Raw genomic sequence first — 20,989 nt, 5'->3', positions numbered from 1 at the left:
GACATGTCCCGGATCAAGACGTTCAACCTGCCCGACCTGGGCGAGGGGCTGACCGAGGGCGAGATCCTGGCCTGGCTGGTCAAGGTCGGCGACACCATCGAGCTGAACCAGCCGATCGTCGAGGTGGAGACGGCCAAGGCGGCGGTGGAGATCCCGGCGAAGTGGGCCGGTCAGGTGCAGGCGATCCACCACCCGGAGGGCACCACCGTCGAGGTCGGTACGCCGATCATCGCGATCGACACCGACCCGGGTGCCGGCCCGTTGGAGGCGCCGTCGACCACGGCCACGCCCAGCGGTGACCTGCCCACCCCGTCGGCGGCCTCGCTGGCGGCGGTGGAGGTGGCGCCGGCCGAGGGCATGGTCGAGCCCGGCCTGATCGGTGGCGCGGCCCCGGGTGGGCGGACGGCGGTGCTGGTCGGCTACGGCCCGCGTACCACCGCCGCGAAGCGCCGCCCCCGCAAGGGCGCGGTCCCCGCGCAGGCCGTGACGGCTCCCGCACCGGCTGCGCCGACACCGCCACCGGTGGTCACGCCGGTCGTGGCGCCGGCCCAGAACGGGCGGGCCGCGACGGCGACCGGCGGCGTGCTGGCCAAGCCGCCGGTGCGCAAGCTCGCCAAGGATCTCGGGGTCGACCTCGGCACGTTGACCGGGTCGGGGCCGCTTGGCTCGATCACCCGGGAGGACGTGCAGCAGGCGGCGAGCGGTGCGAGCGTGGTGGTTGCCGAGCCGATCGCGGCGACGACCGCGCCCAGCTTCGGCGCGGACCGGGAGCAGCGCATCCCGGTCAAGGGCGTCCGCAAGCTGACCGCCGAGAACATGTCCCGCTCGGCGTTCACCGCCCCGCACGTGACGGAGTTCCTGACCGTCGACGTGACCCGGGCGATGAAGGCCCTGGACCGGCTGCGCGGCCGGCGGGAGTGGCGCGACGTACGGGTCTCGCCGCTGCTGCTGGTGGCGAAGGCGGTGCTGCTGGCGGTGCAACGGCACCCCATGGTCAACTCGACCTGGGCGGGCGACGAGATCGTGGTCAAGGAGTACGTCAACCTCGGCATCGCGGCGGCCACCGAGCGCGGCCTGATCGTGCCCAACGTCAAGGACGCCGGCCGACTCTCGCTGCGGGAGTTGGCGGACGCGCTGACCGACCTGGTGCAGACGGCGAAGTCCGGCCGCACCTCACCGGCGGCCATGTCCGGCGGCACCCTGACCATCACCAACGTCGGCGTGTTCGGGGTGGACACCGGCACACCGATCCTGCCGCCGGGTGAGTCCGCGATCCTGGCCTTCGGCGCGGTGCGGGAGATGCCCTGGGTGCACAAGGGCAAGGTCAAGGTTCGTCAGGTCACCACGCTGGGGTTGAGCTTCGACCACCGGATCATCGACGGTGAGCTGGGCTCGAAGTTCCTGCGGGACGTCGGGGACTTCCTCACGGATCCGGAGGCGGCGCTGCTCGCCTGGACCTGATCGGTTCGAACGCCAGCCACGGCCGGTGTGTCACGGGTTAACGCCCGGCACACCGGCCGTGTCCGTTGGGCGACGGAACCGTCGGCCAGATGGCCTGTTGACCTTTGATTGTTAGGCAGGTGTCTCAGCTCACCTAATAATCGATGGAAGTTCGCCGGCTTCTGCTGTTGAATAGATGCATCAGGGGCTGACAACCGAATAGCTAGGGGGACCCACCAATGAGCATGATCGAGCGAATCCGCAACCACCGCGACGCCACCCGCCGCGCCCGTGCCATCGAGCACGCGCTGCGCTCGGCGAACTCGCCGGCGGTCCGCGAGGAAATCCTCGTCATCGCCCAGCGTCACATGAGCTGACGCTCCACGACATTCCTCACCTCCTCCAGATCGATGGCCCACCCGGCCCACCGGGTGGGCCATCGGCGTTTCCCAACCACCACCACCGGGATTCCGCCCTGCCGCAGCGCCCGGTACGGTGGGCTTCGGTCGCCGCCCGCCGACCCGGCAGAGGCCGAGCCGACAAAGCTGCTCGACATCAACCGGCCACGGTGAGTGACGACCAGTGCTCCTTGGACGTGTCGTGCCACCACCCGATACCGTGCGGGGAGCCGGCACAGCGGTACGCCGGTGACGCCGGCAGCCACGCCGAGGAGACCGATCGGCACCGGCGAGCCGACATGTGATGGAGGAGGCGCACCCATGACGTCCGAGGGCCCGCACCGACCCGGCCAAGAGCCGGACGAGGTGTCACCGGGCGCCGGCGGACCGGCGCCGTACGGCGACCGCCCGGCGCAGCCGGACAACGGCCAGAACGCCGGCGGCCCCGACCTGGGCTGGGCACCCCCGCCCCCGACGCGGTCCAACCCGTCGGCGCCGGCATGGGCGACCCAGCCCGAGCAGCCGCCGGCCCCCGCCTGGGGTGCCGCCGCCGCTCCGCAGCCCAACGACCCGGCGCAGCCCGCCTGGGCCGCTGGCGGTGGTGCGAGCGAGCCGCCGCAGCAGCAGCCCGGCGCGTGGCCCGGCAACGACGGCGCGCCGGCTCCGGCACAGCCCGACCCCTGGGCCGCGCAGCAGCAGGGCTGGACGCCCGCCGAGCAGAGCGCACCCGCGCAGGCCTGGACGCCGAACGCCCCCGCTGAGCAGCCGGACTGGGTGCAGGTCCAGCCGGCCGCACGGGGCGCCGCGCAGGTTCCCCCGGCCACCGCCGCCTGGCCCGCCCAGGAGGACCCGGCCAGCGCCGGCGGCTGGGGCGACGCGCCGCAGGCCAACCCGCCCGCCGCCGACTGGCGCGGAGCCGAATCTCCGCAACCCGACGCACCGCAGGCCGCCGGCTGGTCCGGCGGCGCCCAGCAGGACCAGGCCACCGGCAACGGTGGCTGGCCCGCCGGCGGCGCCGCCCACGACGACCAGCCGGTGTGGACGCCGGCGGAGCAGTCGCCACCGGCCTGGGGCCAGCCCGCCGAAGCGACCGAGCAGCCCGCCCCCGGCTGGGGTCAGGCCGCCCAGCCGAACCCGGCCCGTGGCGCTGCCCAGGTCCCGGCCCCGACGACGACCTGGCCCGCGCAGGACGACCCGGCCAACTCCGGCGGATGGGCCGCGCAGCAGCAGGCGCAGCCCGCAGGGTGGAACGACGGCAGCGACGCGCGGCAGGACCAGCCCGCGCAGCCAGCCGCCTGGGGCGGCGCTGAGGGCCGTCCGCAGCAGCCCGACTGGGTGCTCTCCCAGCCGGAGCAGCCGACCGAGCGGCCGGAGCAGGCAGGGTGGACCCCGGCGGAGCCGAGCAACCTCCCCGCCCGGGCCAGCGCCAGCGTGCCCACCAGCGGCGGCGCGCCCAACTGGGCCGCCGGCCCGGACAATGCCGCGCAGGGCAACTCCGGCGGCGTGCCGGAGGTCGAGCCGTGGGCCCCCGGTGAGGTGTGGGGTCGCGCGGAGGCCGAGGCTTCCGCCCAGTCCCGTGGGGGCTGGGAAGCGGACCGGGTCGACGAGGCACCGGCCTACCAGCCCGGGCCCGCACCGGGCATCTCGCCGGCGAACGCGGTGCCGCTGCCTCCGCAGGAGCAGCGCGTCCCGGGCGCCAGCCTGGCTGCCGCCCCGCCAGCCGACTACGCCCCCCAGGCCCAGTTCGCCCCGATCCCCGAGCAGCCCGCCTACCCCGAGCGGGAGACCCCGGACGCCGCCGCGCAGTACGGTGGCCGCCCCGAGGACGTCCCGGCGAGTGGCGCGGTGGTGCCCGCCCCGCGTACCTCTCCGGAGTCCGGAGCGGGCCGCGCGGTCGTACCGGTGCCGGACGCCGAGTCGGCAGCCAGCGCAGCGGCGCGGGCAACGGCGAGCGCTTCGGTGCCGCTGGCCAGCCGAGTGATGCCCCCGACCGACCAGGCCATCCGACCGACGGGCACGGCCACCCCGCAACCCCGGGTGTACGGCCGTCCGGCACGACCGGAGCCGGAGGCCGAGCCGGAGCCGGAGGCGTTCCAGGGCGACCCGGGCGCCGACCGCCAGGGTGCTCCGGAGTGGCAGGACGACGCGCCACGGCAGGGCACGCCCGACTGGCAGCACGAGGGGCAGCGGCAGATCGCTCCCGACTGGCAGAACGAGGCACAGCGGCAGCAGGCCGCACCCGACTGGCAGAACGACGCGCAACGGCAGCAGGCCGCACCCGACTGGCAGAACGACGCGCAACGGCAGGCTGGGCCCGGCTGGGGCGGCGAGTCCCCGGCCGATCCGCGCTTCGACGACCGGCAGCCCGCACCGAACGCGTTCAACGAGGCCCCGTCGGCGCCGCCGGCGTTCCCGCCCGGTGTGCCGTCCTTCGTCGACGCCCCGGGCAACAACAGGCCGGTGAACGGCACCCGCCCACACTCCGGTGCCGAGCCGCCGGCGGACCAGTTCGGCGGCCCCGGGTCGCCTGCCGCCGGCACCGTGAACGGGACGGCGACCTTCGGTGCGCCGAACTTCGGTGGCCCGGGCTCCGGCACGCCGGGCTTCGGCGGGCCGGCGACCGAACCGGTACCGGGCGGCGGCTTCCCGCCGTCGTTCCCGCCACCGCTGCAGCCCGCGCCGTCCTGGGGCCAGGAGGCCGGCCAGTCGGACCAGGGCCGGTTCGACGCGTTCAAGCCGGACGCCGACGAGCCGAAGGTGGAGCCCCCGACGCCGAAGGTACGCAACGGCCGGGTGCTGGCCGCGGTGCTGATCGCCGCGATGCTCATCCTCGCGGTGCCGCTCGGCCTGCTGCTGCTGCTCGGCAAGGTCGGCGGGGACGACACGCCGGCCTTCGACCCGGCGGTCGGCACCTGCGTGAAGCAGTCCGGGCAGGGCGGCGCCTCGGCGGCGGACTGCGGCGAGGCGGGCGCGTTCACGATCGTCTCGAAGGTGGACGCCAAGGAAAAGTGCACCGACACGACGCAGCCCCACGTGGTGCTGCCGGGTGAGGGCACCAACCGGGTGCTCTGCCTGAAGCCGGCCACGAAGTAGCTCCACCGACGGCGGGGTCACGGGCAACCGTGGCCCCGCCGTCGTCGTACCCGCAGGTGGTGTCGGCGACGACCAAATCTCGCCCCCTCCGGCCGGACGCGGGCCGATGGTCAGGCACGATGGGTGCATGAGCGCACGAGTACGGGCTCCCGAACTGCGTGGTCGGGGCTGGCTGAACACCGGTGGACGCGACCTCAAGCTCGCCGACCTTCGCGGCAAGATCGTCATCGCGGATTTCTGGACGTTCTGCTGCATCAACTGCCTGCACGTGCTCGACGAGCTGCGCCCGCTGGAGGAGAAGTACGGCGACGTGCTCGTCGTGATCGGCGTGCACTCGCCGAAGTTCGAGCACGAGAAGGACGCCGACGCGCTCGCCGCCGCGGTGGAGCGGTACGGGGTGCACCACCCCGTACTCGACGATCCTGAGCTGGACATGTGGCAGCAGTACGCGGCCCGGGCCTGGCCGACCCTGTCGGTGATCGACCCCGAGGGTTACGTGGTGGCCACCATGGCCGGCGAGGGGCACGCCGAGGGGCTGGCCCGACTGATCGACGAGTTGGTCGCCACCCACGAGGCCAAGGGCACCCTGCACCGGGGGAACGGCCCGTACGTCCCGCCGCCGGCACCGGAGACCGCGCTGCGCTTCCCGGGTAAGGCGGTGCTGCTGCCGAACGGCAACCTGCTGGTCTCGGACTCGGCCCGGCACTCCCTGGTCGAGATCGACCCGGACGGCGAGACGCCGGTGCGTCGGATCGGCTCGGGTGAGCGGGGCCGGGCGGACGGGCCGGCCGCCGCGGCGACGTTCTCCGAGCCACAGGGGGTGTGCCTGCTGCCCACGCACGTCGCCGAGGTGGCCGGCTACGACCTGGTGGTGGCCGACACGGTCAACCACCTGCTGCGCGGCGTACGGCTGGAGTCCGGCGAGGTGGTCACCGTGGCCGGCAGCGGGCGGCAGTGGCGCGCCGAGGTCGACGACCACGCCCACGACGCGTTCGCCGTCGACCTCTCCTCCCCGTGGGACCTGGCCTGGTACGACGACAAGCTGATCATCGCGATGGCCGGCATCCACCAGCTCTGGTGGTTCGACCCGATCAAGCGGACCGCCGGCATGTACGCCGGCACCACGGTCGAGGCGTTGCGCGACGGCCCGCTGGCCGAGGCGTGGATGGCCCAGCCGTCGGGGCTCTCGACCTCCGCCGACGGCACCCGGCTCTGGGTGGCCGACAGCGAGACCAGCTCGATCCGGTACGTCGAGAACGGCGTGCTGGGCACCGCCGTCGGGCAGGGCCTGTTCGACTTCGGGCACGTGGACGGTCCAGCGGAGACTGCGCTTCTCCAGCACCCGCTGGGCGTGTGCGCGCTGCCGGACGGCTCGGTGCTGATCGCGGACACGTACAACGGCGCGGTGCGCCGCTTCGACCCGGCCAGCAACCAGGTCTCCACCGTCGCCGACGGGTTGGCGGAGCCGAGCGACCTGGTGCTCACCCCGTCCGGTGAGGTGCTGGTGGTGGAGTCCGCCGCGCACCGGTTGACCCGGCTCGCGCCGGGTGCCCTGTCGGCGGCGGGTGCCAGCACGGTGGACGGGCCTCGGCACCGCACCGAGCGCAAGCCGACCGATGTCGCGGCCGGCGAGGTCACCCTGGACATCGTCTTCGCCCCGGCGCCGGGGCAGAAGCTGGACGAGACGTACGGGCCGTCGACCCGGCTGGTGGTCTCCGCGTCCCCGCCGGAACTGCTGGTGGACGGTGCCGGCACGGGCACCGAGCTGTCCCGTCGGCTGGTGCTCAACGGCGAGGTCACCGCTGGGGTGCTCCAGGTGACCGCGCAGGCGGCGACCTGTGACGCGGACGTCGAGCACGCGGCGTGCCACCTGACCCGGCAGGACTGGGGCGTACCGGTCCGGGTGGTCGACGGCGCCGTGACCCGGCTGCCGCTGGTGCTTCGCGGCCTGGACGCCTGACGCGATCGGAGGGGCCCGCCGGGCCCCTCCGGTCAGGCGAAGGGGGCCAGGGTGATGTCGGCGTCGATCAGGGTGGCGCGGACGAGTTCGGCGGCGGAGACCGCGCCCGGGGTGTCGCCGTGCACGCAGATCGAGTCGACCGAGCACGGGATGACGGTGCCGTCGACCGCCACCACGCTGCGTTCGGTGGCCATCCGCGCCGCCCGTTCGGCGACCTGCTCGGGGTCGGTGATCACCGCGCCGGGGGTGCCGCGCGGCACCAGTGCCCCGTTGGGCAGGTAGGCGCGGTCGGCGAACGCCTCGGCGACGACCGGCAGGCCCGCGCCCACGGCAAGTTGGGCGAGCGTCGAGCCGGGCAGGCAGAGCACGGGCAGCTCGGCGTCGTAACCGCTGACGGCGGCGACCACCGCCGCCGCCTGGGACTCGTCGGTGCTGGCCGCGTGGTAGAGCGCGCCGTGTGGCTTGAGGTAGCGGACCCGGGTGCGGAACAGCCGGCAGAACGCGTCCAGCGCCCCCAACTGGTAGGTCACCTCGTCGCGTAGCTCGGCGAAGTCGTACGCGATGTGCCGCCGGCCGAAGCCGGCCAGGTCCCGGTAGCCGACCTGCGCGCCCACCGCGACCCCGCGGCGCGCGGCGCCCTCGCAGACCCGCCGCATGGTGGACGGGTCGCCGCCGTGGAAGCCGCAGGCGACGTTGGCGGAGGTGACGAGGCTCAGCAGCGCCTCGTCGTCGCCGAGTCGCCAGATGCCGAATCCCTCGCCCAGGTCAGCGTTGAGGTCCATGGAATCTGACGGTAGTACCTGGCCGGGCCTGCGCGAGCGGGGTCACGTCGGTGACCACCCCGATGACGGGGTATCCACCGGTGGTCGGATGGTCCGCGAGGAAGATCAGGGGTTGTCCGTCCGCCGGCACCTGCACCGCGCCGAGCACGATGCCCTCGCTGGGGAGTTCGCCGGCCACCGCGCGGGGCAGCGCCGCGCCGGCGAGCCGCGCGCCGACCCGGTTGCTCACCGGGCTGATGGTGTACGCGCTGCCGAAGAGCCGGTCGAACGCGGTCGTCGTGAACCAGTCCTCGCGAGGGCCGGGGCCCAGCGTCAGGTGCAGCTCTTCAGGCGGCGTGGGGCACACGGTCAGGTCCACCGGTGCGGGGGTGCCGACCAGCGCGCCGAGCGGCAGTCGGTCGCCGTCCCGCAACGGAGGAGGGCCCAGCCCGGAGAGGGTGTCGCTGGCCCGGCTGCCGAGCACCGGTGACACGTCGATGCCGCCCGCCACCGCCAGCCAACTCCGTACGCCCCGCCGGGCGGGACCGATCCGCAGCACCGTCCCGGCCGGCACGCTGAGCGGGCGTCCGGTGTCACCGGGCCGGACACCCGTCTGGACGGGGACATCGGCGCCGGTGACCGCCACCGTGGCGGCCCGGGTCAGCCGCAGGGTGCAGCCGGTCAGGGTGATCTCCAGGCCGGCCGCGTGTTCCGGATTGCCGACCAGTCGGTTGGCCAACCGCAGGGCACCCGGGTCGAGGGCGCCGGACCGGGGTACGCCCAGGTGCGCCCAGCCGGGCCGGCCCAGATCCTGCACGGTGGTGAGCGCACCGGCGCGGAGCACCTCGATGGTGGCCGGGTGGGTCACGCCGCCGCCATCCGGACCGTGGTGCCCGGACCGAGTCGGGCCGGCGGGTCGGCGGCCACGTCGAACAGCACCAGGTTGGTCCGACCGACCAACTGCCAGCCGCCCGGGGAGGCGCCCGGATAGATGCCGGCGTACGGGCCGGCCAGCGCGACCGAGCCGGCCGGCACCCGGGGACGGGGTGTGGCCAGCCGGGGCAGCGCCAACTCGGCGGGCAGCCCGGTCAGGTAGGGGAATCCGGGAGCGAAGCCGCAGAAGGCGACCCGGAACCGGGTGCTGGTCAACCGGTGCCGCACTGCCGGCACGTCCACGCCCCAGTGCTCCGCCACCGCCGGCAGGTCCGGCCCGTCGAAGGTGACCGGTACGACCACGTAGGCCGCGTCGTCGGATCCGTCTTCGGTTGTGGCGTCGTGGTCTTCGGTTGTGGCGTTGTGGGCTTGGGCTTGGGCGTCGTCGTCGGCTTGGTTGGGGCTGGTGGTCGCGGCGGTGACGGCGGACGCCCATCGGGTCAGCTGCTCGGCCGTGGTGGTCGGGTCGGGCAGGCCGTCGAGCAGCACGGTCCGGGCCGCCGGCACGATCTCCACGGCGATCAGGTCGCCCCGCTCCCGACGCCGCCACAGCTCGGCCCGCCACGCTTCGACAAACGCGGCCTCCCGGATGTCGGCCACGGCTTCGGGGGTATCGGCGGGGGCAGTGCAGTCGAGTAGCAGGGCGTGCGCCCCGACCTGTCGGATCCGCATCCGCTCATCCTCGCCGATGTCGTGCCGCTGGGGTGTTCACGTGGACGGTGCCGGGTGTCACCAACGCCACTACTTGCAAGTAACCTACGGTGCCGTAACCTGACTGGGTGACCACCTCCGCCCCGCTTCGCCTGAAGCCGGTCGACATCGGTAAGCCCCGGATGCGCGGCTGGCTACACACGTACGCCTTCTTCGTCGCCCTGGTCTGCGGCATCGTGCTCTGCTCGATAGCCGCCACCCGGCCGGGGTGGGCACCCCTGGTGAGCTGCCTCATCTACAGCCTGACGGTCTGCGGGCTCTTCGGCACGAGCGCGCTGTACCACCGTCGTGTGTGGTCAGAGCGCGGCTACCAGGTGATGCGCCGGATGGACCACTCGATGATCTTCGTGTTCATCGCCGGCACGTACACACCGCTCTGCGCGATGCTGCTCGCGCCCCGACCGGCCACCGTGATGCTGGCCCTGGTCTGGGGCGGCGCGCTGGCCGGCGTGGCGGTCAAGGTGGTCTGGCCGCACGCGCCGCGCTGGGTGTCCGCGCCGCTCTACCTGGCGCTGGGCTGGGTGGCGGTGGCCATGCTGCCGGAGATCCTGCACGGGGGCGGCGTCGCCGCACTGGTGCTGCTGATCGTCGGTGGTGCGATCTACAGCATCGGCGCGGTCTTCTACGCGTTGCGCCGGCCCAATCCGTGGCCGACCGTCTTCGGCCACCACGAGTTCTTCCACGCCTGCACGCTGCTGGCGGCGCTCTGTCACCACATCGCGATCTACTTCGCGCTGTTCGCCTGACCCAAACGGCCAGGACGCAGGCGCGGCCCGAAACGCCACGACGGCAGCCGCCATGATCGTGCTCGATCAAGGACTTAGTGGCCTCACTCGCACCCGAGAGCCCTGTTTCCTGGATCGGCACGATCATGGGCCGATCCCCGCTGCCCGGCAGCAGTTTCACCGAAAGTGTGCAGATCTTGGCAGGGGTGGCGGCGGTACCTCCGGGCACGCACGAGTTGGGCCGAGACGCGAGCCGGGGCCCCGCGACGCTGCGGGACCCCGGAGTGTGTGGGCGAGGATCAGACCGGTCGGCCCGGCCGACGCACCTCGCGGTACTCCCGCATGACCTGGTCGTCCTGTACCGGCACGACCCGGTCGGCCACCACGCGCTCCTCGCGTACCGGCGCGGCCACCACCGGGCGGCGGCGGCTATTCCAGAAGTAGAGGGTGGCGAGCAGGCCGGCGACGCCGGCGAGCATCAGCACCCATCCGACCACGGCCAGGTTCAGCCAGCCCAGGTCGGCCTCCACTGCGAACGCGAAGATCGCACCTAATGCGATCAAGAAGATGCTGCCACCAATGCCCATGTCTCGCTCCTCGGCTCTAACCTGGCGTACGTCGCGCCGCGGCCGTCGGTAGGGGTGCGGCATCCATCGACTTACCCAGGCACGGAGATCGCCAATCGGGCAAGCTGGGGGCATGACGGACGCCGACCCCGACACACGGACACTGGTGTTGCTGCGGCACGCGAAGGCCGAGCCGGGCAGCGACGCGGCGGACGACGCCGAGCGGCCGCTCAGCGCACGCGGGAACGCCGACGCGGCTGCGGCTGGGGCCTGGTTGGCGCACCATGGGCTGCTGCCCGACGTGGTGATCTGCTCGACGGCCCGACGCACCCGGCAGACCTGGCACGGGGTGGCGATGGGGATGACCGGTTCACCGCCGGAGGGTGGTCCGACCGGTCCTCGCCCGACCGTCCGTTATGAGCCGGGTGCGTACGACGCGCACCCCGAGGAGTTGCTGTCGCTGGTCCGCACAGTGGACCCGGCGGCCCGGACAGCGTTGCTCATTGCCCACAATCCGGGCATCTCGCTGCTCTCCGCGCTCCTCGATCCCGAGGGAGTGGACGATGAGGGTTTGCGCACCGCCGAACTGGCAGTGCACCGCTGCCCGTCCGGTTGGGTGGAGTTGAGCAGGGCGGGAGCGCCGCTCACGGCTCGGCACACCGCACGCGACTGAGCCACCCGTCGATCCGACGGGTGGCTCAGGGGTACGCGTTGTGCGGGGATCAGGACGGCGGCGCGGTTGGTGGCGGCGGGTCCGGCGGTGGCGGCATCATCGCCGTCGGATGAGACAGCCGGTTCTCCTCCACGATGAGAGTTCGAGCCCGCTTGCGCCGGTCCTGCCAGAACCAGACAGTGGTCAGCAGTACGGCCAGCCCGGCCAGGATGAACACCCAGCCGACCGCGCGTACGTCGATCCACCAGACGTTGGCTCTCAGCGCGAAGGTCAGAATCGCGCCGATCGCGATGAGAAAAATGCCGCTTCCTACACCCATGTGCGCTGCACTCCCCCGTGCGGTGGCTCTGGGCGTTCCCTTTCGAGGTCACGCGACGGTTACCCGCCACGCCTGCGGCATACCCGACCGGGCTCGGCCAATCCGTGCCGCCCCAGGCTGAGACGGCGACGGCCGGCGGGGCAGGAGCCCCACCGGCCGTGGCAAGTGCCGGGTGGTGCGACCCAGCACAGGACCTAGAAGGCCTCCTCCGGGAGGTCCATGATGTCGAGGTCGGCACCTTCGATGATCCGCCGGTCGGCGCCGATGCGGGGAAGCACCTCACGGGCGAAGAAGCGGGCGGCGGCCACCTTGCCGGTGTAGAACGCCTTGTCGCTGGCGGAGACCTCGCCGGCCAGCGCCTTCAGCGCCACGTCGGCCTGCCGCTGAAGCAGCCAGCCGACCACCAGGTCGCCGATCGCCAGCAGGAACCGCCGGCTGCTCAGCCCGACCTTGTAGAGCGCGCGGGTGTCGCCGCCCTGCGCCTCGCCCAGCCAACCGGTCAGCACGCCGAGGATGTTCTGGATCTCGGCCAGCGCCTTGCCGAGCGCCTGCCGCTCCTCCTTGAGCTGGCCGTTGCCCGCCTCGGAGGAGATGAACTCCTGGATCTCGCCGGAGACCGCGAGCAGCGCCTTGCCGTTGTCCCGAACAATCTTGCGGAAGATCAGGTCGAGGCTCTGGATGGCGGTGGTGCCCTCGTACAGGGTGTCGATCTTGGCGTCGCGGACGTACTGCTCCAGCGGGTAGTCCTGGAGGAACCCGGAGCCGCCGAAGGTCTGCAGGGCCTCGTGCCCGAGCATCTCGTACGCCCGCTCCGAACCGACGCCCTTGACCAGCGGCAGCAGCAGGTCGTTGACCCGCTTGGCCAGCTTGGTGGCCTTCTCGTCGCCGGCAGCCTCGGCCAGCGCGACCTTGTCCTGCCAGGTGGCGGTGTACAGGACCAGAGCGCGAAGACCCTCGGCGTACGACTTCTGCAGCAGCAGCGAGCGGCGCACGTCCGGGTGATGGGTGATGGTGACCCGGGGGGCGGTCTTGTCCGCCTGCTGGATCAGGTCGGCGCCCTGCACCCGGTTCTTCGCGTACTCGAGGGCGTTGAGGTAGCCGGTGGAGAGGGTGGCGATGGCCTTGGTGCCGACCATCATCCGGGCGTACTCGATGATCATGAACATCTGCCGGATGCCGTCGTGCTTGTCGCCCAGCAGCCAACCCTTGGCCGGTACGCCGTGCTCGCCGAAGGTCACCTCGCAGGTGTTGGAGACCTTCAGGCCCATCTTGTGCTCGACGTTGGTGGCGTAGACGCCGTTGCGCTCGCCCAGCTCGCCGGTGGTCTCGTCGAAGTGGAACTTCGGCACCACGAAGAGGGACAGGCCCTTGGTGCCGGGGCCACCGACGCCCTCCACGCCGACCGGACGGGCCAGCACGTAGTGCACGATGTTGTCGCTCAGGTCGTGCTCGCCCGAGGTGATGAAGCGCTTCACACCCTCGATGTGCCAGGTGCCGTCGGGCTGCTGGACCGCCCGGGTGCGTCCCGCGCCCACGTCCGAGCCAGCATCCGGCTCGGTGAGCACCATCGTGGAGCCCCACTGCTTGTCGATGAAGAGCTTGGCCCACTTCTTCTGCCGCTCGTTGCCCTCGACGTGCAGCACGTGCGCGAAGGACGGGCCGGAGGCGTACATCCAGACCGGCGCGTTCGAGCCGAGCACCAGCTCGGCGAGCGCCCACCAGAGGGCGCGCGGCGCGTTGGTGCCGCCCAGCGCCGGCGGCAGGTCCAGGCGCCAGAACTCGGAGTCCATGAATGCCTGGTAGGACTTCTTGAACGACTCCGGCAGCGGCGCGGTGTGCGTCGCCGGGTCGAAGACCGGCGGATTGCGGTCACTGTCCGTGTAGCTGGCGGCCAGATCCTCGCGGGCGAGGCGGTCGACCTCAGCGAGGAAGCTGCGGGCGGTGTCGGTGTCGAGATCCGAGTACGGCTCCTGGCCGAACGCCCGGTCCGCCCCGAAGACCTCGAACAGGTTGAACTCGAGATCCCGGAGGTTGCTCTTGTAGTGGGTCATGCTCGCTGGCCCCGCTTCCGGACAGGTGTTACCGATCAGTAACCCCGACTGTATTACTCGCGGGTAGGCAGCGACAAGCGGATCACCCAAGTGACGGCGATTACACACCTGCGGGCGCGGTCGGCCGGCTCAGCTCTCGGCGGCGCCGACCTCCCAGCTCGGGACGGCCACGGCCGCGCCGGTACGGGCACCGACGTACTCCATCAGGACCAGCGCGATGTCGTCGTCGAGCCGACCGTGCACCCACTCGACCAGGGCGGTCTCCAGCGACGCCAGCCCGTCGGCGACCGTGCCATGGCCGAGCAGTCGCCAGGCCCGGTCGGCGGTCGGGAAGAACTCGCCGTCCCGCCGCGCCTCGCCGAGGCCGTCGGTGAACAGCAGCAGCCGGTCTCCAGGCTCCAGGCGTTCGACCCGGGGGCGGACCACCGGCATGAACCCGAGCGGAGGCGCCGGGGCCGGCGGTTCCAGCGGGATCACCGCACCTCGGCGTAGCAGCAGCGGTGGCGGATGCCCGCAGTTGACGATCGTGAGGGTGCCGCCACGCTCCTCGACCAGTGCCGCCGTGACGAAGTCCTCGTCGCCGACGTTGCGGGCCACCGCGCGGTCCAGGTCGGCGACGACGGCCCGCAGGTCGGCCCGCTCGTACGCCACGTGTCGGTAGGAACCGAGGACGATGCTGGCCAGCCGGACCGCGTCCAGACCCTTGCCCCGCACGTCACCGATGATCATGCGGACGCCGTAGGGCGTGTCGATCGCCTCGTACAGGTCGCCGCCGATCTCGGCCGTCGCGGTGGAGGAGATGTAGCGTCCGGCGACGGAGAGCGTGCCGACCTGCGGCCCGAGCGGGCGCAATACCGCCTGCTGGGCCACCGCGGCGAGCTTGGTCAGCTCCACGATCCGCTCGGCCTGCCGCTGTCGGACCCACGCCACCGCCACGGCCAATCCGGTGGTGAGCGCGACCGCGACAACGTTGACCGAGGTGACCAACGAGACCTTCGGCGCGACCAGCGCGAAGCCAGCGCCGATCACTGTCGCCGCGACGCCCACACCCAGGACCACCACCCAGGACGCCAGGGCGGCGGCGAGAATCGGCGCGGCCGCCAGGAGCGCGACGTAGTGCACCTTACGGCCGTCCGCCGCCTCCACCGCCGACACGATCGCGAGCAGAACGAGGGCCGCGCCGAGGCCGGCGCGGGATCCGGGGCTCAGCGGGCGACGGCCCGACTGGAGGAGTCGCGTGGGTACGAGGGACAGTTTGCCTGATCCACGTGAACCGGTGAATGAACCTGACCCGTCGTCCGAGGAGGTTCTGTCCGGCCGGCCCACTCGGCCGACCGAATCGGCGGCGCCGGTCCCGCTCAGCCGAGGACCTCGTAGCGGACGGTGAGCGCGCCCACGTCGACCGAGGCGATGCTGGCGAAGGCGGCCCGGGAGAGGTCCAGGCAGCGGCCGTCGATGAACGGGCCGCGGTCGTTGATCCGCACCGTCACCGACTTGCCGTTGGCCGGGTTGGTCACCCGGACCTTGGTGTTGAACGGCAGTGTCTTGTGCGCGGCGGTCAGCGCGTCGGGGTTGAACGACTCGCCGTTGGCGGTGAGCTGGCCGTCGGAGTAGAACGAGGCGCCGCACGAACCGCTCTCCAGCACCTTCGCCGCGGCCGTGGTCTTCTTGACGGTCGGCTTCGGCTTCGGCTTCGGTGACGCGGTGCGCTCCTTGCCCCGGGAGGCGGCCTGCTGCGACCGGGTCGCCGACGGGCTGGCGGTCACGCTGGGCGAGGCGCTGACGCTCGGGGTGACGGCCGGGGAGCTGGGGGTGAGGCTGCTCGCGGCGGTGGTCGGGGTGAGGTCGAGAGCTACCTGCCCGGACTGGTCGGAGCCGGAGGCCAGCTGCACGGCACCGACAGTGCCCCCGACGGCGAGGGCGACGCCGACCGCCGCGGTGGCGACGATGCCCGCCGGGGAGGAGAAGATGCGGGTACGGGAGTGCTTGCCTGCCACCGGCCCGGTCCTTTCGTCGTCTGAACAAACCGGGTCGGACCGTAACGAGAGAAGTACTTCCGAAGTCAACGTGATCATGGTGGTATGCCCGTATTTGCACAGGTACGTGTAGCCGATCATCCGACCCGGGGTGGGCCGGGTGGCCCGGGTGCCGGCACGCCCACCACCCGTGCCGCAGGATGAGCGGATGCCCGCCGATCTGACCGAACGCCTGGCCTCCCTTTTCCAGTGGATCGACCCCGGCCCGGACACCAGTCACCTGGTCAGCGACATCTCCGGCTGGTGGCGGGACCCGACTGTGCTGGCCGAGCTGGGGCCGGCCCTGGTGGCGCCGTACCGGGCCGCCCGGCCCACTGTGGTGCTCGCGCCGGCCGTCACCGGGCTGCTGCTCGGGCCGTTGGCCGCCACCGCCCTCGGGGTCGGCTTCGTGGCGGCCCACAAACCCGGTGACGGGCGACTGCCGGCCGGGCCGCTCACCTGGGCGCAGAGCCCACCGGACTACCGGGGCCGACGGGTCGACCTCGCCGTACGGGACCGACACCTCGGCCCCCACGACCGGGTGTTGGTGGTGGATGACTGGGTGCGCACGGGCGCGCAGCTACACGCCCTCTACGACATCTGCGCCGCCCGGGGCGCCGAGGTGCTGGGCACCGCCGTGGTGGCCGTGGACTGCCCGCCCGACGTCGCGGCCGACCTACGGATCACCGGCCTGATCGACGCCGCGGATCTGCCCGCTTGACCTCAAGCGAGGTTCAGCACCGACGATCGGCGGATGAGTGACGGAGTTCTCGACGAGGCGTACGAGCGGCTGCACCGCACCGGCCCCGAATATCAGGGCTGGCTGTCCAACCACGGTCCGATGGCCGTCGAGGCGTTGGTCCGACACGGGCACCCACACCGGGTGCACCGCTGGCTCGACGACTACCTCGGCCGCCTCGACGAGCTGCCCCGAGGGCTGCACCCGATCGACGACTGGCGGTCGGCGCTGGGCGATCCGAAGCGCGCCGGCGACTGGCTGGCCTACTTCGACCGGCAACTGCGCGAACACCCGTGGCGCGCGGTGCTCGGCACCTGGTGGCCCCGGTTGCTGCCGGGCATCGCCGCCGGCGCCACGCACGGTGTGATCCGGGTCGGGCACGCCGTGCGTGCGCTCGACCCGGACGACGAGAACCGGCAGCGCCTCACGGAGTTGGGCCAGGCCCTCGGCTACTGGGCGGCCCGCTGGCAGCCGATCCCCGGCACCGACCGACTGCTCACCGGCGAGACGGAACGGCCGGGCACCGACGACATCGACGTGGCGGCCGCACTGGACGGGCTGCCCCGGATCGACGATCAGACCGGCGGCGTCCGGGATCGGCTGGACCAACTGCCGGGCGTACCCCGATGGGAGCCGGCACTGGCGACGCTGCGCCCCGTGCGGAGCCCGGCCGGGGCGGAGCGCGGGCTCACCACGCTGGTGCACCGGGCCGGCCTGGACTATCTGCGCTTCGGGCACGCCGCGCCGGTCATGCTGGTGCACGCGGTCACCGCGCCGACCGCCGTGCTGCGTACCCTGCCGGCACTGGACCGGGGTCTGTGGGCGCCGAGCTTCGCCGCGGCCTGGGCCGCGACGGCGGCCATGACCTCCGTGTACGCCCCAGCCGACGGCATCGCGCCACCGACCGTGACCCCCGCGACGCCGGCGGAGGTCTTCGCCCGCGCGGCCCGCCACGGCGACGAGCACGTGGTCAAGCTCGCCGACGCGATCCTCGACGCGTACGCGACCAGTGCCGACGAGCGGCTCCTCACCGCACCCGGCTACGCCGGTCAGCTGATCTGAGCGCGGCGACGGGTATTGCGGCGGCGGCTCGGGCAGTGCTGGCCTAGCCTCGGCAGGATGTGGCCTCGGATCGGTGAACTGCGCGCCCTCGCCCTCGGCACCCCCGGCGAGTTGCGGTCAACCCTCAACACCCTGGTGCTGGCCGGTGTGAAGACCGCGACGGCCGGCCGGCTCGCCGAGTACGCGGAAGAAGGCGAGGAGTTGGAGCACGTCGGCGAACGCCTGGCCCTGGTCGACGACGACAACGCACTGGCCGGCGTCGTGGAGATCACCGGAGTCGAGGTGGTCCGCTTCGCCGACGTGCCCTGGGACTTCGCCCACGCCGAGGGCGAGGGCGACCGCTCGATCGAGGAGTGGCGGGCCGGGCACTCGACCTACTGGGCGCGGCTCGGCACACCGGTCGACGGCGACACCCCGATCGTCTGCCTGCGCTTCCGCCTGGTTTCCGGCGGCGAGGGCGGTGTGGCCAGCGGCGACCTCGGCACCTGACCCGGCCGCCCAGCCGGGTCGGTGCGTCGGCCTCAGCCGCGTAGTTGTGGCAGCAACCGCGTCGCCACGTCCACCAGGATGGCCTCGTCACCGGCGTACCAACTGCTGGCGCGCGGCCAGTGCGTCACCACGTCGCTGAAGCCCAGCTCGGCGGCCCGGCCGACCTGATCGGCGAAGAACTGTGCGCTGCTGAGCGAGAAGACGGGCGCCGCGTCCAGCGAGAGGTAGCGGTCCAGGCTGGCCGGGTCGCGGCCAGCCTCGTCCAGGGTTCGGTCCATCCGCGCGGACAGCGCTGACACACTGGCCCACCAACCCGCCAGGTCGTTGTCGTCACCGGTGCCGGTGGTCACCCACCCCTGCCCGAAGCGGGCCACCAACCGCATCGACCGTGGCCCGTTGGCGGCCACCACGAACGGCACCCGGGGCTGCTGCACGCAGCCGGGGTTGTTGCGGGCATCCACAGCGGCGAACCAGTCACCACGCCAGGTGGTGCCGTCCTCCCGCAGGATCAAATCCAACAACTCGGTGAACTCGGCGAACCGGTCGACCCGCTGACGCGGCGGCAGCGTCTCCCCGCCCAGCACCGCCGAGTCGAAGCCGATGCCGCCCGCGCCCAGGCCGAGCAGCAGCCGGCCGGCGGAGACGTCGTCCACAGTGGTGATCTGCCGGGCGAACGCGGCCGGGTGCCGGAAGTTCGGCGACGCCACGAGGGTGCCCAGCCGAATCCGCGAGGTCACCGTGGCGGCGGCGGTCAGCGTGGCCATCGAGTCGAACCACGGGCCGTCGACCAGGTCACGCCAGCCCAGGTGGTCGTACGTCCAGGCGTGGTCGAAGCCCCACTCGTCGACCTGCCGCCAGCGACGCTGCGACTCCGCCCACCGCTGGTCCGGCAGGATCACGATGCCAATCCGCATGATCGCCACCCTAGTCGGGCCGGACACCCGCGCCCTAGCATCACGCTCATGCGGGAGATCGGGTCAGCCGTGCGACCGGCGGGCCTTTCTGACGTGCCGGCGCTGGTCGAGGTGCTGCGCCTGCCCGAACCGTCCGCACATCAGATCCTTCGCCCCGAGCCTTCGGCACAGATCCACACGGTGGTGCTCGGCGAGGCCCGCGGCCGTGGGGTCGGCTCTGCACTGCTCGACGCGGCGAACCGGTGGGCGGTCGAGCACGGGCTCTCCTACCTGTCGGCGGATATCCACCACCGGAACGCGAGCGCGGTGCGCTTCTACCGCCGCCACGGCTACGCACCGTCCGGCACCTCGTGGGTCAGGCGACCCGCCGGTTAGGGCCGGTGTCCGGAACACCTTCGCCACCCGACCTTCGCCGACCGGAAGTCCGACCGCGTGGCTCGCGCCGTACGCCTCCTATCGGCGACGCGACGCCCTGCTCTGGCTGGTCGGCCCGGGCCTCTACGTCTTCGCGGTGATCGCCTGGCGGGTGGCCCTCGCGCCCTACCGGGACTGGAGCCCTCGCCCGGAGGAGAAGCCCCGGATGCGCTGGTCGCGCGTCCCGGAACACGCCGGGACGTGGCTCCTGATCGAGCCGACAGGTGACACGGGTCACACTTCTACCCGGTAGGGGCATCGTGTTCGGCTCCGACCACTCGGTGAGCGGCACCCAGTCGGGGTGCCGCCCGAGGAGAGGACCAGGCGCGATGACGAAGGTGACCGCACAGCTGTCGGTGTCGGTGGACGGCTTCTACGCCGGCCCACAGTTCGACGGGAACGGCAACTGGATGGACTCGGAGGAGAGCGCCAAGTTCTTCCGGGTCACCCGGTGGGCGACCGAAGCCGCGGCCTGGCGCGAACGGCAGGGCTTCGCCGGCGGAGAGCAGGACACCGACTCCGAGGTGATCGCCGAGTCGTTCGGCGCGGCCGGCGCGTACGTGATGGGGCGCCGGATGGCCGACGGGGGTGAGATCCCCTGGGGTGAGGAGCCGCCGTTTCGTGCACCGGTCTTCGTCGTCACTCACCGCCCCCGCCAGCGGCTGCTGAGGGCAGGGGGCACCAGCTTCACCTACGTCACCGATGGCGTGGCCAGTGCCGTGGAGCAGGCGCGCGCCGTGGCCGGTGGCAAGAATGTCGCGGTGGCCGGGGGCGGCAGCCTGGTGCGGCAGGTGCTCAAGGCCGGCCTGCTCGACGAGTTGGAGCTGCACGTCGTACCGGTCGTACTCGGCACCGGCCTGCGGCTCTTCGACGCGGACCTCGACCTGGGCGACCGGGAGGGGGTCGAGCTGACGCCGACCCGCGTCCTTGCCACCCCGCAGGTGACCCACATCCGGTACGCGGTGCGCGGGCGCGCCCCACTCGTGCTCGACGACCGGGGCAGCGGAGGCGGCCCGACGGTCACCGCGAACTGAACCCCGGCCCATCGAAGGAAGGAGGAGACACCATGGCGCAACTGTTGCGGGTGCAGTGCTTCAACGTTTCGCGCGACGGGTTCGGGACCGGCGAGGGGCAGAGCCTGGAACGGCCCTTCGGTCACGCGGACCCCACCCCGCTGTTCTCGTGGCGTGCCGCCACCGCCAGCTTCGTGTATCGCACCGAGCCGGGCGGCACCCGTGGCCTGGACGACTACCTGACCCGCGACGCCGAGTGCAACATCGGCGCGGAGATCATGGGTCGCAACAAGTTCGGCCCCCAGCGTGGCCCCTGGGAGAACCATGACTGGCAGGGCTGGTGGGGGGACAACCCCCCGTTCCATACGCCGGTCTTCGTGCTCACCCACCACGTGCGTCCGTCGTTCAGCCTGTCCGACACCACGTTCCACTTCCGCGATGTCAGCCCGGCCGAGGCACTGGCCGAGGCGAAGCAGGCAGCCGACGGTCGGGACGTACGCCTCGGTGGCGGGGTCGCCATCATCCGCGAGTTCATCGAGGCCGACCTGGTCGACACGATGCACATCGCCGTCGCGCCCGTCGACCTTGAACGGGGTGAGCGGTTGTGGGACAGCCCCGACGAACTGCTCGACCGCTTCCACCTCGAGTCGGTGCCCAGCCCCAGCGGGGTCACCCATCTCCTGTTCTGGCGACGCTGACGGCACTCTCCCCGG

The 20,989-nt window shown here is 72.5% G+C and carries 21 protein-coding genes; 12 read left to right on the top strand and 9 right to left on the bottom strand.

What is annotated here, in order from left to right; genetic code table 11:
• The first annotated feature begins 3 nt into the window (after nt 1–3).
• The 4 genes from ACQRWP_RS28735 to ACQRWP_RS28720 all read left to right on the top strand — a co-directional run bounded on the left by ACQRWP_RS28735 (nt 4) and on the right by ACQRWP_RS28720 (nt 6,891).
• Complete coding sequence (locus ACQRWP_RS28735; protein WP_430503320.1) at nt 4–1,461, top strand: dihydrolipoamide acetyltransferase family protein; 1,458 nt, start codon at nt 4–6, stop codon at nt 1,459–1,461.
• A gap of 218 nt (nt 1,462–1,679) precedes the next feature.
• Complete coding sequence (locus ACQRWP_RS28730; RefSeq protein ID WP_165435866.1) at nt 1,680–1,817, top strand: hypothetical protein; 138 nt, start codon at nt 1,680–1,682, stop codon at nt 1,815–1,817.
• Nucleotides 1,818–2,159: 342 nt separating this feature from the next.
• Nucleotides 2,160–4,931 carry an LppU/SCO3897 family protein gene (locus ACQRWP_RS28725; protein ID WP_430499201.1) on the top strand — a complete coding sequence of 924 codons (2,772 nt, stop codon included), beginning with the start codon at nt 2,160–2,162 and terminating at the stop codon, nt 4,929–4,931.
• A 127-nt stretch (nt 4,932–5,058) separates the two neighbouring features.
• Nucleotides 5,059–6,891 (top strand): NHL domain-containing thioredoxin family protein, encoded by a 1,833-nt coding sequence (locus ACQRWP_RS28720; RefSeq protein ID WP_430499199.1) that lies wholly within the window; start codon nt 5,059–5,061, stop codon nt 6,889–6,891.
• A gap of 32 nt (nt 6,892–6,923) precedes the next feature.
• On the opposite strand, the gene ACQRWP_RS28715 is transcribed toward ACQRWP_RS28720, so the two are convergent.
• Genes ACQRWP_RS28715 through ACQRWP_RS28705 form a run of 3 tightly spaced genes read right to left on the bottom strand, consistent with a single transcriptional unit; the run spans nt 6,924 to nt 9,257 of the window.
• Nucleotides 6,924–7,673 carry a LamB/YcsF family protein gene (locus ACQRWP_RS28715; RefSeq protein ID WP_238677582.1) on the bottom strand — a complete coding sequence of 250 codons (750 nt, stop codon included), beginning with the start codon at nt 7,671–7,673 and terminating at the stop codon, nt 6,924–6,926.
• Nucleotides 7,657–8,520 carry a biotin-dependent carboxyltransferase family protein gene (locus ACQRWP_RS28710; protein ID WP_430499196.1) on the bottom strand — a complete coding sequence of 288 codons (864 nt, stop codon included), beginning with the start codon at nt 8,518–8,520 and terminating at the stop codon, nt 7,657–7,659. The genes ACQRWP_RS28715 and ACQRWP_RS28710 overlap by 17 nt, the downstream gene beginning before the upstream one ends.
• Nucleotides 8,517–9,257: a 5-oxoprolinase subunit B family protein gene (locus ACQRWP_RS28705; protein ID WP_430499195.1), complete on the bottom strand. Its 741-nt coding sequence runs from the start codon at nt 9,255–9,257 to the stop codon at nt 8,517–8,519. The genes ACQRWP_RS28710 and ACQRWP_RS28705 overlap by 4 nt, the downstream gene beginning before the upstream one ends.
• Before the next feature lie 107 nt (nt 9,258–9,364).
• Here ACQRWP_RS28705 and trhA point away from each other — a divergent pair, with 107 nt between their 5' ends.
• Nucleotides 9,365–10,042 (top strand): PAQR family membrane homeostasis protein TrhA, encoded by a 678-nt coding sequence (trhA, locus tag ACQRWP_RS28700; RefSeq protein WP_396723072.1) that lies wholly within the window; start codon nt 9,365–9,367, stop codon nt 10,040–10,042.
• A 278-nt stretch (nt 10,043–10,320) separates the two neighbouring features.
• Here the strand turns inward: trhA and ACQRWP_RS28695 are convergent, their stop codons facing one another.
• Nucleotides 10,321–10,608 carry a DUF6458 family protein gene (locus ACQRWP_RS28695; protein ID WP_430499192.1) on the bottom strand — a complete coding sequence of 96 codons (288 nt, stop codon included), beginning with the start codon at nt 10,606–10,608 and terminating at the stop codon, nt 10,321–10,323.
• A 112-nt stretch (nt 10,609–10,720) separates the two neighbouring features.
• On the opposite strand from ACQRWP_RS28695, the gene ACQRWP_RS28690 reads away from it, so the two are divergent.
• Nucleotides 10,721–11,260, top strand: coding sequence for a SixA phosphatase family protein (locus tag ACQRWP_RS28690; protein ID WP_430499190.1), 540 nt, complete (start codon nt 10,721–10,723; stop codon nt 11,258–11,260).
• Nucleotides 11,261–11,309: 49 nt separating this feature from the next.
• On the opposite strand, the gene ACQRWP_RS28685 is transcribed toward ACQRWP_RS28690, so the two are convergent.
• The 4 genes from ACQRWP_RS28685 to ACQRWP_RS28670 all read right to left on the bottom strand — a co-directional run bounded on the left by ACQRWP_RS28685 (nt 11,310) and on the right by ACQRWP_RS28670 (nt 15,627).
• Nucleotides 11,310–11,579 carry a DUF6458 family protein gene (locus ACQRWP_RS28685; protein ID WP_030487564.1) on the bottom strand — a complete coding sequence of 90 codons (270 nt, stop codon included), beginning with the start codon at nt 11,577–11,579 and terminating at the stop codon, nt 11,310–11,312.
• A gap of 194 nt (nt 11,580–11,773) precedes the next feature.
• Entirely contained in the window at nt 11,774–13,630 is a 1,857-nt protein-coding gene (locus ACQRWP_RS28680; RefSeq protein ID WP_430499188.1) for an acyl-CoA dehydrogenase, read from the bottom strand.
• A 129-nt stretch (nt 13,631–13,759) separates the two neighbouring features.
• A complete protein-coding gene (locus ACQRWP_RS28675; RefSeq protein WP_430503319.1) occupies nt 13,760–14,884 on the bottom strand; it encodes a PP2C family protein-serine/threonine phosphatase in 1,125 nt (374 codons plus the stop codon).
• Between the two features lie 104 nt (nt 14,885–14,988).
• On the bottom strand, nt 14,989–15,627 hold the full coding sequence (locus ACQRWP_RS28670) for a septal ring lytic transglycosylase RlpA family protein (protein ID WP_430499186.1): 639 nt from the start codon (nt 15,625–15,627) through the stop codon (nt 14,989–14,991).
• Nucleotides 15,628–15,814: 187 nt separating this feature from the next.
• Here ACQRWP_RS28670 and ACQRWP_RS28665 point away from each other — a divergent pair, with 187 nt between their 5' ends.
• Genes ACQRWP_RS28665 through ACQRWP_RS28655 form a run of 3 tightly spaced genes read left to right on the top strand, consistent with a single transcriptional unit; the run spans nt 15,815 to nt 17,935 of the window.
• The gene (locus ACQRWP_RS28665) at nt 15,815–16,366 is read left to right on the top strand and encodes a phosphoribosyltransferase family protein (RefSeq protein ID WP_430499185.1); all 552 of its coding nucleotides are present in this window, start codon (nt 15,815–15,817) and stop codon (nt 16,364–16,366) included.
• Between the two features lie 33 nt (nt 16,367–16,399).
• Nucleotides 16,400–17,446: a questin oxidase family protein gene (locus ACQRWP_RS28660; protein WP_430499184.1), complete on the top strand. Its 1,047-nt coding sequence runs from the start codon at nt 16,400–16,402 to the stop codon at nt 17,444–17,446.
• A 57-nt stretch (nt 17,447–17,503) separates the two neighbouring features.
• Entirely contained in the window at nt 17,504–17,935 is a 432-nt protein-coding gene (locus tag ACQRWP_RS28655; protein ID WP_112700111.1) for an ASCH domain-containing protein, read from the top strand.
• A gap of 32 nt (nt 17,936–17,967) precedes the next feature.
• Here the strand turns inward: ACQRWP_RS28655 and ACQRWP_RS28650 are convergent, their stop codons facing one another.
• Entirely contained in the window at nt 17,968–18,849 is an 882-nt protein-coding gene (locus ACQRWP_RS28650; RefSeq protein WP_430499182.1) for an LLM class flavin-dependent oxidoreductase, read from the bottom strand.
• 48 nt (nt 18,850–18,897) lie between these two features.
• Here ACQRWP_RS28650 and ACQRWP_RS28645 point away from each other — a divergent pair, with 48 nt between their 5' ends.
• From ACQRWP_RS28645 to ACQRWP_RS28635, 3 genes are all read left to right on the top strand, one after another.
• A complete protein-coding gene (locus ACQRWP_RS28645) occupies nt 18,898–19,224 on the top strand; it encodes a GNAT family N-acetyltransferase (protein ID WP_430499180.1) in 327 nt (108 codons plus the stop codon).
• Between the two features lie 368 nt (nt 19,225–19,592).
• A complete protein-coding gene (locus ACQRWP_RS28640; RefSeq protein ID WP_430499178.1) occupies nt 19,593–20,297 on the top strand; it encodes a dihydrofolate reductase family protein in 705 nt (234 codons plus the stop codon).
• Between the two features lie 32 nt (nt 20,298–20,329).
• Nucleotides 20,330–20,974, top strand: coding sequence for a dihydrofolate reductase family protein (locus tag ACQRWP_RS28635; RefSeq protein WP_430499177.1), 645 nt, complete (start codon nt 20,330–20,332; stop codon nt 20,972–20,974).
• The last annotated feature ends 15 nt before the right edge of the window (nt 20,975–20,989 follow it).

The sequence above is a fragment of the Micromonospora trifolii genome, assembly GCF_050516465.1.
Classification (GTDB): Bacteria; Actinomycetota; Actinomycetes; order Mycobacteriales; family Micromonosporaceae; genus Micromonospora; species Micromonospora trifolii.
The sequence above is the reverse complement of the archived record's forward strand: the minus strand, read 5'-3'. Positions and strand labels throughout refer to the sequence as shown.

What these genes read in the sequence shown, in the direction of transcription:
- ACQRWP_RS28735 (WP_430503320.1), top strand. Translation starts at nt 4, where the DNA reads ATGTCCCGGATCAAGACGTTCAACCTGCCCGACCTGGGCGAGGGGCTG.
- ACQRWP_RS28730 (WP_165435866.1), top strand. Translation starts at nt 1,680, where the DNA reads ATGAGCATGATCGAGCGAATCCGCAACCACCGCGACGCCACCCGCCGC.
- ACQRWP_RS28725 (WP_430499201.1), top strand. Translation starts at nt 2,160, where the DNA reads ATGACGTCCGAGGGCCCGCACCGACCCGGCCAAGAGCCGGACGAGGTG.
- ACQRWP_RS28720 (WP_430499199.1), top strand. Translation starts at nt 5,059, where the DNA reads ATGAGCGCACGAGTACGGGCTCCCGAACTGCGTGGTCGGGGCTGGCTG.
- ACQRWP_RS28715 (WP_238677582.1), bottom strand. Translation starts at nt 7,673, where the DNA reads ATGGACCTCAACGCTGACCTGGGCGAGGGATTCGGCATCTGGCGACTC.
- ACQRWP_RS28705 (WP_430499195.1), bottom strand. Translation starts at nt 9,257, where the DNA reads ATGCGGATCCGACAGGTCGGGGCGCACGCCCTGCTACTCGACTGCACT.
- ACQRWP_RS28695 (WP_430499192.1), bottom strand. Translation starts at nt 10,608, where the DNA reads ATGGGCATTGGTGGCAGCATCTTCTTGATCGCATTAGGTGCGATCTTC.
- ACQRWP_RS28690 (WP_430499190.1), top strand. Translation starts at nt 10,721, where the DNA reads ATGACGGACGCCGACCCCGACACACGGACACTGGTGTTGCTGCGGCAC.
- ACQRWP_RS28685 (WP_030487564.1), bottom strand. Translation starts at nt 11,579, where the DNA reads ATGGGTGTAGGAAGCGGCATTTTTCTCATCGCGATCGGCGCGATTCTG.
- ACQRWP_RS28680 (WP_430499188.1), bottom strand. Translation starts at nt 13,630, where the DNA reads ATGACCCACTACAAGAGCAACCTCCGGGATCTCGAGTTCAACCTGTTC.
- ACQRWP_RS28665 (WP_430499185.1), top strand. Translation starts at nt 15,815, where the DNA reads ATGCCCGCCGATCTGACCGAACGCCTGGCCTCCCTTTTCCAGTGGATC.
- ACQRWP_RS28660 (WP_430499184.1), top strand. Translation starts at nt 16,400, where the DNA reads ATGAGTGACGGAGTTCTCGACGAGGCGTACGAGCGGCTGCACCGCACC.
- ACQRWP_RS28655 (WP_112700111.1), top strand. Translation starts at nt 17,504, where the DNA reads ATGTGGCCTCGGATCGGTGAACTGCGCGCCCTCGCCCTCGGCACCCCC.
- ACQRWP_RS28650 (WP_430499182.1), bottom strand. Translation starts at nt 18,849, where the DNA reads ATGCGGATTGGCATCGTGATCCTGCCGGACCAGCGGTGGGCGGAGTCG.
- ACQRWP_RS28645 (WP_430499180.1), top strand. Translation starts at nt 18,898, where the DNA reads ATGCGGGAGATCGGGTCAGCCGTGCGACCGGCGGGCCTTTCTGACGTG.
- ACQRWP_RS28640 (WP_430499178.1), top strand. Translation starts at nt 19,593, where the DNA reads ATGACGAAGGTGACCGCACAGCTGTCGGTGTCGGTGGACGGCTTCTAC.
- ACQRWP_RS28635 (WP_430499177.1), top strand. Translation starts at nt 20,330, where the DNA reads ATGGCGCAACTGTTGCGGGTGCAGTGCTTCAACGTTTCGCGCGACGGG.